Raw genomic sequence first — 12733 nt, 5'->3', positions numbered from 1 at the left:
CGCCCTTAAACAGCCGTTTTAAAATGGTCTAACAGGGGTTTTTCGCAGAAAATAAAAGTGACTGACCAGTCTGCGACAGATGGTCGGGGGTCGACGTCACCTTCGCCGGAAAAGTTTATTGTTTGAATTCGAAATCCAGCGCCGCGCCTTCCACCTCACGCCGTTCTTCGTTGCGCAGTTGCAGCCTCATCTCATTGCTGAGCAGGCGACCGTTGATCTGGAATGCACTGTTGTCGGCCGGCTTTTCACCAAACATCGGCGGTAACAACGGTACGTTTTTCGGCGCCGGCATGCTGCCGATGGGCTGCAAATGCCTGACCATGTCGGAGGGCAGGGACAAGTCCAACTGTGCCGGTGGCAAGTGGGTCTGGGCCACTTCGTGGGCGGACTTGGACTTGCTCGCAACCGGCGCGCGTTTTTTTGCCGATGCGTTTTTTTTGTTGGTCGCCGGGGCTTTTTTCGCCGGGGTCGGTTTTTTTGCGGGGGTTGTGTGCTCGGTACTCGCGGTCGGTGCGGGGTCCGCCACAGGCGTCGCCGCCAGCGTGACGCCGACGTGACTCAGGCTGAGCAGGCTAATCACTAAAACAGCGCGAAAAATAGAAGTCATATTGCCAACAGCATTAACGGCAGAAGGCCATATGCTCGCTTGTTGAGGGCAGCATGACAAGCGCGGTGATTGGCCAGCTATCAGAACTGGCTACTTGGCGAGCCTCACAAGCCGGCCGCTGTCTCCAGGCATAACTGACTGGCGAGCATCCCCAAAGTCATCAGCGCCCGCTCTGCCTCGCGATTCCACGGCGTGCCGCAGTTAAGACGAATACAGTGGTTGAACTGTTCCGTATTACTGAAAATCAACCCCGGTGCGATGCTGATGCCCTGTTGCAATGCACGCACATGCAGTTCCTGGGTATTGACCCGCCCCGGCAAACTGACCCACAGGATAAAACCGCCGGTCGGACGGGTCATCTGGGTGCCTTCGGGAAAATACTGCTGAACCGCCAGTTGGAACGCGCTGAGGTTCTTGCGGTACTCCTGGCGGATGTAACGCAAGTGCCGATCGTAACCGCCGTTCTCCAGGTACGCGGCGACGCCCATCTGGGTGACGCTGCACGCCGAATGGGTGCTGAACATCTGCAAACGCTGGATTTCCTGCTGATACTTGCCAGCGATCATCCAGCCGATACGCACGCCGGGTGACAGGGTTTTGGAAAAGCTCGAGCAATAAATCACCCGGTCGAGGCGATCGTAGGCTTTCAGGGCTTTGGTGCGCCCCAGTTCGAACATCAGTTCGCCGTAGATATCGTCTTCGACGATCTGGATATCGAAATCCGAGGCCAGGCGCAGCAAGTGTTTCTGCCGCTCCTCGGGCATGGTGCCGCCCAACGGGTTGCTCAGGCGCGTGGTCAGCACCAGGGCTTTGATCGACCACTGGTTAGCGGCCAATTGCAGGGCTTCCAGGCTCATGCCGGTGGCGGGGTCGCTGGGGATCTCGATGACCTTGAGGCCCAGCAGATCCGCCAATTGCAGCAAGCCGTAATAGGTCGGCGACTCGGCGGCGATCAGGTCGCCCGGCCGCGTCAGCACCCGTAACGACATCTGCAGGGCATCGACGCAGCCGTGGGTGATCACCACTTCGGAGGGGTCCACCACCACGCCGGCATCGCGCATGCGGATCGCCACCTGGCGGCGCAACGGCTCGAAGCCGGGGCTGAACATGTAGCTGAACGCCCGCGGGCTCTGGAAGCGCGTGACCTTGGCCAACTGCTGGTGCAGTGCGCGTACCGGCAAGTAATCCACACTCGGCACGGCCGCGCCCAGCGGGAATACGCCTTCGCGACGCGACTCCACCAACACTTGCTGAATGATGCTGCTGCGCGTCACCAACCCCGGGCGCTCGACCCGGGCGATATCCGGCGTCGGCGCCGTCAGCGCCGGTGTCTGGTGTACGTAATACCCGGACTGCGGCCGTGCGCGAATCAAGCCCTGATCTTCCAGGTTGGCGTAAGCCTGCAACACCGTGGCATGGCTGACGTTGAGCTGGGAGCTCATCTTGCGCACCGAAGGCACGCGCTCGCCCGGTTGATAGACACCGCGCCGGATATCCTCAGCCAGTTGCTGGGCGATACGTTGGTAAAGCAACAGATTGGTCATGACGCAGCACTCGATTTCACGGCTATTTTATTTTTGTGTGAAACATACCGGCACAGTTTAGAAGTGTACGGGGACAGTTGCCACAATAGTCGAGCGCGAGCGGCAGTGATAGAAAAAACTGTAAGGGTGGCCTGAGGCGTTTCGGGTACCCCCGAAAAAATGTGGGAGGGGGCGCCCCCTCCCACATTTTGCTTGCGCCAGGTTCCTAGCGGGCGGCGCCCAACTGGCCCTTCGCGTCGGAGAACACGATCTCTACCCGGCGGTTCTGCGCGCGGCCGCGCTCGGAAGCATTGGCCTCCACCGGGTACTGGTCGCCATAGCCTTCGACCTGGATGCGCTTTTCGTCGATCCCCAGGTCCACCAGCACATCCGCCACCGATTGCGCGCGGTCGCGGGACAGTTGGAGGTTTTCCTGCTCGCCGCCGGTGCTGTCGGTGTAACCCTCGATACGCACGATGCGCTTGGGGTTCAGTTGCAGGAACTGGACGATTTTCAGCACGGTGCGGTTGGCCGAGTTTTTCAGTTCGGCTTCACCGGTGTCGAACAACACGTCACCCAGGGTCATCACCAGGCCGCGATCGGTCTGGGTGGTGGCCAGGCTGGCGATCTGTTCCTCGAGCCATTTGCCCTGCTGTTGCACGCTGATCAGCTTGCTCTCGCGCAGGGCCAGTTGCAGGCGCTGGCGTTCCAGTTCGAGTTTGGCGCCGCGTTCCTGATTGAGCGCCTGCTCGGTGTGTTCGCGGGCGATCGCGCTGTAGCGCTGGCTGAGGTAGGCGTAATGCACCACGTCGGCACCGCTGCCCCAATAGCTGGACAAGCGATCGGCACGGGCCAGGGACTCTCCGGCGCGGATCACGTCCTTGGGCGCGAAACGCAGCACATTCGCGTCTTCCTTGACCTTCTGGAAGTCGCTGCCCGCCTGTTGCAGGGCCTGCTCGCCATTCGGGTGGCTGGCGCAACCGCCCAGGGCCGCGCTGCCCAGCAGCACGACGCAACTCAAGCCACGGATCATCGGGCTCATTGGGCTTCTCCCAGCTGCAATTGCTTGCGCAGGCGGGTGATACGGGTATTGAGCACGTTCAGTTGTTCCTGACTCTTGCGGGTCAACACTTGGGCTTCGGCGAGACGCGCATCCAGCTCGGCCTGTTCGGCCCGCATGCGCGCGTTCTTGTAGGACTGGTCGGCCATATCAGCCTGAGCCTGGGCGAATTTACCTTCAGCCAGTTTCAGTTCGGACGATTCATCGGAGTTGGCACCCACGGCGTTGGCTTGTTCCAACGCTTGCTGGGTGAGGCGTATTTGTTCATTCGGCGCAGGATCGGCTGCACATCCCGCCAGAGCAACGACGGCGAGGGCCGCTAAAAAAGGTCGAAAAATCACTGAAAATCCCTACTTTGTTGGGGTGCCGACGGGTTGCTGCAATTGCGCTTTCCAGCGCTCCAGATTGCGCTGCAGCGCAGCTTGCGCCACACCAGACCCGGACAATTCTGTCATCTTTTTCGCCAGCTGTCCGCGCAGCCAGGGATCATTGCACGCGGAGTTGTGGGAAATCGCCAGGTACAGGCCAGGCTGATCGACGGGCACGTCGCGGGCGAACAGGTCATTGCTCATGCCCAGGGTCTCGGCCATGGCCATGCCGGAGTAACGCCCGGCGAGTACGTAGTCCACTTCCCCCAGCAGCAGTTTCTGAAACGCCGGAGTCAAGGTGGGCAGGCGTTGCAGGGTCAATTGCTGGGCGGCGAAGGTTTCAAAGTCGTGGCTCAACCGCGCCCGTTCCGACACCGCGCCCTGATGGCCGTGCAGGTCGGCGGCCGTGGCATAGGCCAGCGCCGAGTCCTTGCGGGTCCAGACCAGATAGTCGATCTGCACCAGCGCCGGGTGGAGGTAGTCGAGGGTTTCCAGCTCGCCGATATTCAACGGCGCATCGGCCAGCAGATCCATGCGCCCGCTGCGCACTTCGTCCAAGGCCTGGGAACGCTTGCCGCCATAGAGCAGGTCGATTTTCAGCCCAAGGTCCTGGGCCACTTGCTGCAACATGTCGGCGGTGGCGCCGATCAAGTGCGTGGGGTCCTGGGGATCGCGCCAGAGCAAAGGCGGAGCGTCCGGGCTGCCGGTAGCCACTAGGCGCTCGCATTTGCCGGCCGCCAGCGACAGGGTCGGCAGCAACAGTGTGAAACCCAGCAGTGTGGCCCAGGGGCGCAATTCCATGGCGAGGTGCTCCGATAATAAAAAGCCCGGTCAAAAGACCGGGCTCTTTATAAGTGAAGCGACTGGATTAGACCAGCTTCTCCAATTCAGGTACGGCTTCGAACAAGTCCGCCACCAGGCCGTAATCAGCCACCTGGAAGATCGGTGCTTCTTCGTCCTTGTTGATCGCCACGATCACCTTGGAGTCTTTCATGCCGGCCAAATGCTGGATCGCGCCGGAGATACCGACGGCGATGTACAGCTGTGGCGCAACGATCTTGCCGGTCTGGCCGACCTGCATGTCGTTGGGTACGAAACCTGCGTCGACCGCAGCGCGGGAAGCGCCGACGGCAGCGCCCAGCTTGTCGGCCAGGGCGTACAGGTGCTTGAAGTTGTCGCCGTTCTGCATGCCACGCCCGCCGGAAACGACGATCTTGGCAGCGGTCAGCTCAGGACGATCCGACTTGGCCAGCTCTTCGCCGACGAAGCTGGAAATGCCCGCGTCGTGGGCCGCGGAGACGGCTTCAACGGCGGCCGAACCGCCTTCGGCGGCAACCGGGTCGAAACCGGTGGCGCGCACGGTGATGACCTTGACTGCAGCGGTCGATTGCACGGTGGCAATGGCGTTGCCGGCGTAGATCGGGCGCTTGAAGGTGTCGGCGCTTTCGACCGAGATGATCTCGGAGATCTGGTCAACGTCCAGTTGCGCGGCAACCCGCGGCAGGATGTTTTTGCCGTTGGAGGTGGCAGCGGCCAGGATGTGGCTGTAGCCAGCACCCAGCTCGGCGACCAGAGGCGCGACGTTTTCCGGCAGTTGGTGAGCGTAAGCGGCGTTGTCGGCCAGCAGTACTTTGCTCACGCCAGCGACTTTCGCCGCGGCTTCAGCCACGGCGCCAGCGCCCTGACCTGCAACCAGCACGTGGATGTCACCACCGATTTTCGCCGCGGCGGCCACGGTGTTCAGGGTGGCCGGAGCCAGTACCTTGTTGTCGTGTTCAGCGATTACCAAGATAGTCATGATTAGATTACCTTCGCTTCGTTTTTCAGTTTCTCGACCAGTTCAGCCACCGACTTGACCTTGATGCCCGCGCTGCGTGCAGCCGGCGCTTCGACTTTGACGGTCTTGTTGGTAGAGGCGGTGGAAACGCCCAAAGCATCCGGAGTCAGCACTTCGAGAGGCTTCTTCTTGGCTTTCATGATGTTTGGCAGAGACGCGTAGCGCGGCTCGTTCAAACGCAGGTCGGTGGTGACGATGGCCGGCAGTTTCAACGAAACCGTCTGCGCGCCGCCGTCGATTTCGCGGGTCACGGCAACGCTGTCGCCGCTCACTTCGACTTTCGAGGCGAAGGTGCCCTGGCCGTAACCGGTCAGTGCAGCCAGCATCTGGCCAGTCTGGTTGTTGTCGCTGTCGATGGCCTGTTTGCCGAGGATCACCAGCGATGGCTGTTCCTTGTCGACAACGGCTTTGAGCAACTTGGCCACGGCCAGGGAGGTCAGTTCTTCAGCGGACTCGACCAGGATGGCGCGATCGGCGCCCAGGGCCAGAGCGGTACGCAGCTGCTCTTGAGCAGTGGTCGGGCCGATGGTAACCACGACGATTTCAGTCGCCACGCCTTTCTCTTTCAGGCGCACGGCTTCTTCCACGGCGATTTCGCAGAAAGGGTTCATCGACATCTTGACGTTAGCGAGGTCGACGCCGGAATTGTCCGCCTTGACGCGAACTTTCACGTTGTAATCGACAACGCGTTTGACAGCTACAAGAACCTTCATGGATTCCTCGTTACTCTCCGGTGAAAAGAAAGTCGCCTAGGCGAACCTGGCGGTTGATGCTCATCGGCACACAAGGGCACCTTCAAAACCTTCGGCAAGTGACGCAGCGATGGAGAGTGATGACCGTTCGTCAGTGGTGACTGGGAGGTCATTCATGATCGCGACGTGTAAACTGCGCGCCAGCATTGGGCACGCGTCACTCTTTTTCGCCTTCGCCTGTCTTTAAAGGTGCTCTTGAAACCTACAGTCAGCCTACGGCGAGCGCAAAACCGACCGTATCTTGACCGGAACGCCTATTCTGGTCAATACGGCAAAATGGCCAGTCATAAGCCCCGTTGCTTTGATTTACCTAGCTTCCAAGCAATTCAAACAAACGTTTGTATTGGACGCTGAGAGTGGTGTAGATATAATGCGCCACCTAGAGAGAAAGGTGGTCATCCGCCTGCCCAGTGAACGCAGCGATGACGCTTACGACACCCAACCTCCACCCATTAGAAAAAAAGCCTGTGAGCCTGAGTAGGAGATAGCCTGTGGAACGCGAATACATGGAATTCGACGTGGTCATCGTCGGCGCTGGCCCGGCGGGCCTGTCTGCCGCCTGCCGACTGAAGCAGAAGGCCGCCGAAGCCGGTAAGGAAATCAGCGTCTGCGTGGTCGAGAAAGGCTCCGAGGTCGGCGCACATATCCTTTCCGGTGCCGTGTTCGAACCACGCGCCCTGAACGAACTGTTCCCGGACTGGAAAGAACTCGGCGCTCCGCTCAACACCCCGGTGGTGCGCGATGACATCTATGTGCTGCGCAGCGCCGACACCTCGACCAAGGTGCCTGACTTCTTTGTGCCCAAGACCATGCACAACGAAGGCAACTACATTATCTCCCTGGGCAACCTGTGCCGCTGGCTGGCTCAGCAGGCCGAGAACCTCGGCGTGGAAGTCTACCCAGGCTTCGCCGCGCAGGAAGCGCTGTTCGACGAAAACGGCGTGGTGCGCGGGATCATCACCGGCGACCTCGGCGTCGACCGCGAAGGCAAGCCGAAGGAAGGCGTCTACACCCCCGGCATGGAACTGCGCGGCAAGTACACGCTGTTCGCCGAAGGCTGCCGTGGCCATATCGGCAAGCAACTGATCCAGCGCTTCAAGCTGGACAGCGACGCCGACGCCCAGCACTACGGCATCGGCCTGAAGGAAATCTGGGAAATCGACCCGGCCAAGCATCAACCCGGCCTGGTGGTCCACACCGCCGGTTGGCCGCTGGACATCATGAGCAACGAGAACACCGGTGGCTCGTTCCTCTATCACCTGGAAAACAACCAAGTGGTGGTCGGCCTGATCGTCGACCTGTCCTACAGCAACACTTTCCTGTCGCCGTTCGATGAGTTCCAGCGCCTCAAGCACCACCCGGTGCTGGCCCAGTATCTGGAAGGTGGCAAGCGCGTCAGCTACGGCGCGCGCGCGCTGGCCAAGGGCGGCATCAACTCGTTGCCGAAGATGGTGTTCAAGGGCGGCGCATTGATCGGCTGTGACCTGGGCACCATGAACGTGGCCAAGATCAAAGGCAGCCACACCGCGATGAAGTCCGGCATGCTCGCCGCCGATGCCGTGGCCGAGCGCCTGTTGGCCGACGCCGAAGGCGGCGATGAGCTGACCAACTACGTCGACGCGTTCAAAGCCAGCTGGCTCTACGAAGAACTGTTCGCCACCCGTAACTTCGGCCCGGCGATGCACAAGTTCGGCCCGATCATCGGTGCCGGCTTCAACTGGTTCGACCAGAACATCCTCGGCGGCAAGATGCCGTTCACCCTGCACGACACCAAGCCGGACTACGCCTGCCTCAAGCTGGCCAAGGACTGCCAGAAGATCGACTACCCCAAGCCCGACGGCAAGCTGAGCTTCGACAAACTGAGCTCGGTGTTCATCTCCGGCACCAACCACGAAGAAGAACAGCCGTGCCACTTGAAACTCAAAGACCCGAGCATCCCGATCGGCACCAACCTGCCGCTCTACGATGAACCGGCGCAGCGCTACTGCCCGGCCGGTGTGTATGAAGTGGTGACCAAGGAAGACGGCGAGAAGCGCTTCCAGATCAACGCCCAGAACTGCGTACACTGCAAGACCTGTGACATCAAAGACCCTTCGCAGAACATCACCTGGGTCACGCCGGAAGGCGCAGGTGGGCCGACTTACCCGAATATGTAAAAGGGTAGCATGACCCAGGAGGCTCCCAGATCGGGAGCCTTTTTTGTGGCTGGCATCAACTCAATGTGGGAGGGGGCTTGCCCCCGATAGCGGTGGAACAGTCAGCACATCGATGGCTGACCCACCGTCATCGGGGGCAAGCCCCCTCCCACATTTTTAATCCCGTTGAGCCAGGGAGAATCAGGCAGCGCGCTCTTCGCCTGGGTTGCGCTCGAAGTAGCGCTTATATTCGCGGCTGAACTGCGACGTACTCTGATACCCCACCCGATGCGCCGCCTGTGCCACGCCCATGCCTTCCACCAGCAACAACTGCTGCGCCTTGAGCAAACGCAAACGCTTCAGATACTGCACCGGCGACAACAAGGTGCAGCGCTTGAAGTGTTCATGAAAGGTCGACGCACTCATGTGCGCGTAACCTGCCAACGTCTCGATATTCAGCGGCTCAGCGTAATGAGCATGCAGGTGATTCAACGAGGTGGCGATCCGCGAGAACTGCCCCTGCTGTTCCACCAACGCCCGCAACACATCGGCCTGGGGCCCGCGCAAGGCGGTGAAGAGTAACTCGCGCACACGCGCCGGGCCCATGATCCGGCTTTCCAACGGATCATGCAGGCATTGCAACAGGCGCTCGACGCAACCGCGCATGGCGTCATCCAGCACCACCGAACTCATCGACTCCAAAGTCTGCGCCGTCGGCGGCGGCCCGGCCTGCATGCCCATGGCCATCACCAATTCGCCCAGCACCACCCGGTCAATCCCCACCGTCACCCCCAGCAGCGGTGCGCCGGGCGCCAGGGCGAACGTCTCGCATTCGAACGGCACCGGCATCGCCTGGATCAGGTAGTGCCCCGCGCCGTACTCCAGGGTACGCGGGCCCAGGTATGCGACTTTGCTGCCCTGGGCGACGAACATCAGGCTCGGCTCATAGATCTGCGGCCCGCGTGCGACGTCGCAACTGGCGCGCAGCACCTGCACGCCCGGCAGGTGGGTCGGGGAGAAACCGTCGCAGGGCGTCAGCCGCTCGATCAAGGAAACCAGGGTGGCGTTGGCGTCGAGATGGCGGGTCAACAACATGGCAAAAAACTTCGCGAATAAGGGATGAGAGCATCATCGCAGGTCTGGCGCGCCGTGCATCCAAACCAGGCGTACTGCCGGACGAATAGGCATGAGACTCGGAGCAATCGCCATGGCCGCCTCCGGGGTCGGCGCGGAAAATGGCCCACCTCACTTGTCACTGCTTCTGCGAGGTTCACTCATGTACACCGCTATCGGTTATGCCGCCCAGTCGGCCACCACTCCCCTCGCCCCCATGTCGTTTGAACGCCGCAGCCCGCGCGCCGATGACGTGGCGATCGAAATTCTGTACTGCGGCGTCTGCCACTCTGACATCCACCAGGCCCGCAACGAATGGGGCATCGCCGTGTACCCGCTGATGCCGGGCCATGAGATTGTCGGCAAAGTCACCGCCGTCGGCGCCAGCGTCACCGCGCATAAGGTCGGTGATCTGGTCGGCGTCGGCTGCATGGTCGACTCGTGCCGCCATTGCGACGCCTGCCAAGCGGACCTGGAGCAATACTGCCTCGAAGGCCCGACCATGACCTACGCCACCCCGGACCGTGTGGACGGCAGCAACACCATGGGCGGCTACTCCGACAGCATCGTGGTCAGCGAACACTTTGTGGTGAAGATCCCGGCCAAGCTCGACCTGGCCAGCGCCGCACCGCTCCTCTGCGCCGGCATCACCACCTACTCGCCGCTCAAGCACTACGGTGTGAAGGCCGGCGATAAAGTCGGGATTCTCGGCATGGGCGGCCTGGGCCATATGGGCATCAAGTTCGCCAAGGCGATGGGCGCCGAAGTCACGCTGTTCACCCGCTCCGCGAGCAAGGCCGAGGAAGGCCGCCGCCAGGGCGCGGATCATGTGATCGTGTCCACCGACGCCACGCAAATGCACGCCGCCGCCGGGCACTTCGACTTCCTGCTGGACACCATCCCGGTGCAGCACGACCTGAACCCCTACCTCGATGTACTGCGCTTTGACGGCGTGCATATCCTCGTTGGCCTGATCGAGCCGGTGGACCCGCCCGTCAACGCCGCCAAGTTGGTGCTGGGGCGTAAAATGCTCGCCGGTTCGCTGATCGGCGGCATCGCCGAAACCCAGGAAGTCCTGGATTTCTGCGCCGAGCATGGCATCACCTGCGACATCGAAATGCTCGACATTCGTCAGATCAACGAGGCGTTCACGCGCATGATCGCCGGCGATGTGAAGTACCGCTTTGTCATCGACATGGCGACCTTGAAGGCCTGATCAGGCCTTCGCGCCCAACTCCGCGGACAGCCGCGCCGCAACCTGCTTGATCACAGGAATCAGCTCGGCCATTTTCTCCAGCGGCATGTAGGGCACGGTACTGGCGATGCTGATGCCGGCGACGATTCGCCGGCTGGCATCGCGCACCGGTGCCGCCACGCAGCGGATCGACGGTTCGTTGTCTTCCAGGTCGAACGCATACCCGCCCAGCACATACTCATGCATGCGCTGCTCGAACTGCGCCCAGGATTGCTCGGGGTGTTGCGGCCACTGCAGGTTTTTCCCTGCCGCCGGCTGGCTGACTTCGTACAGGCGCTGCCACTCTTCGACGCTGTCATCCAACAGCAACGCCTTGCCGATGCCGGTCCGCGCCAGCGGCATGCGATGGCCGACCCGCGAGCGCATTTCCGGACCGTTGCGCCCGGGGTTCTTGTGCAGGTAGAGCACGTCGTCGTCTTCGCGAATCGCCAGGTGGATGGTGTCACCGGTCAGCGCCGACAACTCATCCAGGTACGGCACCGCCAGGGTCACCAACGGCAACTCTTCACGCGCCTGAAACCCCAGCTCGATCAGCTTCGGCCCCAGCAGGTAACCGACTTGCGGCACCACGCGCAAGTAGCGCTCCTCCACCAGGCAACTGGCCAGGCGGTGCGTGGTACTGCGGGTGGTGCCGATGCGCCGGGCGATCTCTTTCAGATCCCGCGCACCGGCCGCCACCGCCTGCACCACGCCCAAGCCACGCAGCAAGGTCTGGGTGCCAGTGGGGGCGGCGTCTTTGACGGGGGTGTGGGCGGTTTCCTGCATATCGAGCCTATGTGGTGGTACGAAAACGAGCGGCATTATGGCAAATACCGAACCTCAATACAGTTGAGATCCAAATGTGGGAGGGGGCTTGCCCTCGATAGCGGTGTGCCAGTCTGCACATCTGTTACTGATAGACCGCCATCGGGGGCAAGCCCCCTCCCACACTTAGATCTTCACATGGCATGAATTCAGCGCTGCTTCATGCGGTCGATAATAACCGCCAGCAGCAGGATCGAACCGCGGATCACGTACTGGTAGAACGTGTCGATGTTCTTCAGGTTCATCGCGTTCTCGATGATCGCCAGGATCAGCACCCCGGCGATCACATGGCGGATCATGCCGATGCCGCCGCTGAGCGACACCCCGCCCAGCACGCAGGCGGAAATCACCGTCAGCTCGAAGCCCTGGCCGATCATCGGCTGGCCCGAGGTCATGCGTGACGCGAGGATCACCCCGGCCAATGCGCCGATCAACCCGTGTACGGCAAAGATGATGATCTTGGTGCGGTCGACATTCACCCCGGCGAGCAACGCCGCCTCCTGGTTGCCGCCGATGGCCATGGTGTTGCGCCCGTAGGTGGTGTAGTTGAGCAGCCAGCCGAAGAACACAAAGCACAGCACCGTGATGACGATCGGCACCGGCACGCCCAGCAGTTGGCCGTTGCCGAATACGAAGAAGCGCTCGTCCATCACGCCGACCGCTTTGCCGTTGGAGAAGATGTAGGCCAGGCCGCGCACGATCTGCATGGTCGCCAAGGTGGCGATCAACGCATTGATGCGCAGCTTGGCGATGACGATGCCATTGATCAGCCCCACCACCAGGCCCATGGCCAAGGCTGCCGACACACCGAGCACCACGCTGTCGGTGTCGCGGATCACGATCCCGGCCACCACCCCGGCGCAGGCAATCACCGAGCCCACCGACAAGTCGAAGTGCCCCGACGCCAGGCAGAACAGCATGGTGCAGGCGGCGATGCCCACGGTGGAAATCGCCAGGCCCAGCCCGCGCATGTTCAGCGGCGAGAGGAAGTTGTCGATAAACAACGCGCTGAGCACAAAGATGCCCAACGCGGCGAGCAGCATCACCCAGTCATCGAGAAACTTGCGCTGGTTGAAACCCGGCCAGAAGCTTTTTGCAGTTTTTACTTGAGACATACCTGTGCCCTCGAATGCTTCAAACCCGCGACCGCGGGAGTGCCAGTTGCAGCAGCCGTGCTTCATCCGCGTGATCGCGGCTCAATTCACCGGTCAGGGCGCCTTCGCTCAGCACCAGAATGCGATCGGAAACCCCCATCACCTCCATCAAGTCGCTGGACACC

Annotated in this window: 12 protein-coding genes; 2 read left to right on the top strand and 10 right to left on the bottom strand. The window is 61.4% G+C overall.

Annotation, left to right across the window (positions count from 1 at the left end):
- Positions 1-115 precede the first annotated feature (115 nt).
- The 7 genes from NR164_RS09710 to NR164_RS09680 all read right to left on the bottom strand — a co-directional run bounded on the left by NR164_RS09710 (position 116) and on the right by NR164_RS09680 (position 6108).
- Positions 116-607: a translation initiation factor 2 gene (locus NR164_RS09710; RefSeq protein ID WP_256822687.1), complete on the bottom strand. Its 492-nt coding sequence runs from the start codon at positions 605-607 to the stop codon at positions 116-118.
- A gap of 104 nt (positions 608-711) precedes the next feature.
- On the bottom strand, positions 712-2151 hold the full coding sequence (locus tag NR164_RS09705) for a PLP-dependent aminotransferase family protein (RefSeq protein WP_017848515.1): 1440 nt from the start codon (positions 2149-2151) through the stop codon (positions 712-714).
- 205 nt (positions 2152-2356) lie between these two features.
- Positions 2357-3172, bottom strand: coding sequence for an OmpA family protein (locus NR164_RS09700; RefSeq protein ID WP_017848516.1), 816 nt, complete (start codon positions 3170-3172; stop codon positions 2357-2359).
- Complete coding sequence (locus tag NR164_RS09695) at positions 3169-3531, bottom strand: DUF4398 domain-containing protein (protein WP_046382390.1); 363 nt, start codon at positions 3529-3531, stop codon at positions 3169-3171. The genes NR164_RS09700 and NR164_RS09695 overlap by 4 nt, the downstream gene beginning before the upstream one ends.
- A gap of 9 nt (positions 3532-3540) precedes the next feature.
- Positions 3541-4359, bottom strand: a complete 819-nt coding sequence (locus NR164_RS09690; RefSeq protein ID WP_046382389.1) for an ABC transporter substrate-binding protein — start codon at positions 4357-4359, stop codon at positions 3541-3543.
- Positions 4360-4426: 67 nt separating this feature from the next.
- Positions 4427-5356, bottom strand: coding sequence for an electron transfer flavoprotein subunit alpha/FixB family protein (locus NR164_RS09685; RefSeq protein ID WP_017848519.1), 930 nt, complete (start codon positions 5354-5356; stop codon positions 4427-4429).
- Positions 5357-5358: 2 nt separating this feature from the next.
- Positions 5359-6108: an electron transfer flavoprotein subunit beta/FixA family protein gene (locus tag NR164_RS09680; protein WP_017848520.1), complete on the bottom strand. Its 750-nt coding sequence runs from the start codon at positions 6106-6108 to the stop codon at positions 5359-5361.
- 530 nt (positions 6109-6638) lie between these two features.
- On the opposite strand from NR164_RS09680, the gene NR164_RS09675 reads away from it, so the two are divergent.
- A complete protein-coding gene (locus NR164_RS09675; RefSeq protein WP_017848521.1) occupies positions 6639-8303 on the top strand; it encodes an electron transfer flavoprotein-ubiquinone oxidoreductase in 1665 nt (554 codons plus the stop codon).
- A 180-nt stretch (positions 8304-8483) separates the two neighbouring features.
- Here the strand turns inward: NR164_RS09675 and NR164_RS09670 are convergent, their stop codons facing one another.
- Positions 8484-9377 carry an AraC family transcriptional regulator gene (locus NR164_RS09670; RefSeq protein WP_046382388.1) on the bottom strand — a complete coding sequence of 298 codons (894 nt, stop codon included), beginning with the start codon at positions 9375-9377 and terminating at the stop codon, positions 8484-8486.
- Positions 9378-9558: 181 nt separating this feature from the next.
- Between NR164_RS09670 and NR164_RS09665 the strand changes: the two genes are divergently transcribed.
- Entirely contained in the window at positions 9559-10611 is a 1053-nt protein-coding gene (locus NR164_RS09665; RefSeq protein ID WP_126588822.1) for an NAD(P)-dependent alcohol dehydrogenase, read from the top strand.
- Here the strand turns inward: NR164_RS09665 and NR164_RS09660 are convergent, their stop codons facing one another.
- Together NR164_RS09660 and araH are read right to left on the bottom strand one after the other, a co-directional pair.
- Positions 10612-11415, bottom strand: a complete 804-nt coding sequence (locus tag NR164_RS09660; protein ID WP_046382387.1) for an IclR family transcriptional regulator — start codon at positions 11413-11415, stop codon at positions 10612-10614.
- Positions 11416-11603: 188 nt separating this feature from the next.
- Positions 11604-12569, bottom strand: coding sequence for an L-arabinose ABC transporter permease AraH (gene araH / locus NR164_RS09655; protein ID WP_090234700.1), 966 nt, complete (start codon positions 12567-12569; stop codon positions 11604-11606).
- Positions 12570-12733: the final 164 nt, after the last annotated feature.

Source organism: Pseudomonas sp. Pse79 (genome assembly GCF_024519615.1).
Taxonomy (GTDB): Bacteria; Pseudomonadota; Gammaproteobacteria; order Pseudomonadales; family Pseudomonadaceae; genus Aquipseudomonas; species Aquipseudomonas veronii.
The sequence above is the reverse complement of the archived record's forward strand: the minus strand, read 5'-3'. Positions and strand labels throughout refer to the sequence as shown.

What these genes read in the sequence shown, in the direction of transcription:
- NR164_RS09665 (WP_126588822.1), top strand. Translation starts at nt 9,559, where the DNA reads ATGTACACCGCTATCGGTTATGCCGCCCAGTCGGCCACCACTCCCCTC.
- NR164_RS09670 (WP_046382388.1), bottom strand. Translation starts at nt 9,377, where the DNA reads ATGTTGTTGACCCGCCATCTCGACGCCAACGCCACCCTGGTTTCCTTG.
- NR164_RS09660 (WP_046382387.1), bottom strand. Translation starts at nt 11,415, where the DNA reads ATGCAGGAAACCGCCCACACCCCCGTCAAAGACGCCGCCCCCACTGGC.
- NR164_RS09680 (WP_017848520.1), bottom strand. Translation starts at nt 6,108, where the DNA reads ATGAAGGTTCTTGTAGCTGTCAAACGCGTTGTCGATTACAACGTGAAA.
- NR164_RS09685 (WP_017848519.1), bottom strand. Translation starts at nt 5,356, where the DNA reads ATGACTATCTTGGTAATCGCTGAACACGACAACAAGGTACTGGCTCCG.
- NR164_RS09690 (WP_046382389.1), bottom strand. Translation starts at nt 4,359, where the DNA reads ATGGAATTGCGCCCCTGGGCCACACTGCTGGGTTTCACACTGTTGCTG.
- NR164_RS09710 (WP_256822687.1), bottom strand. Translation starts at nt 607, where the DNA reads ATGACTTCTATTTTTCGCGCTGTTTTAGTGATTAGCCTGCTCAGCCTG.
- NR164_RS09705 (WP_017848515.1), bottom strand. Translation starts at nt 2,151, where the DNA reads ATGACCAATCTGTTGCTTTACCAACGTATCGCCCAGCAACTGGCTGAG.
- araH (WP_090234700.1), bottom strand. Translation starts at nt 12,569, where the DNA reads ATGTCTCAAGTAAAAACTGCAAAAAGCTTCTGGCCGGGTTTCAACCAG.
- NR164_RS09700 (WP_017848516.1), bottom strand. Translation starts at nt 3,172, where the DNA reads ATGAGCCCGATGATCCGTGGCTTGAGTTGCGTCGTGCTGCTGGGCAGC.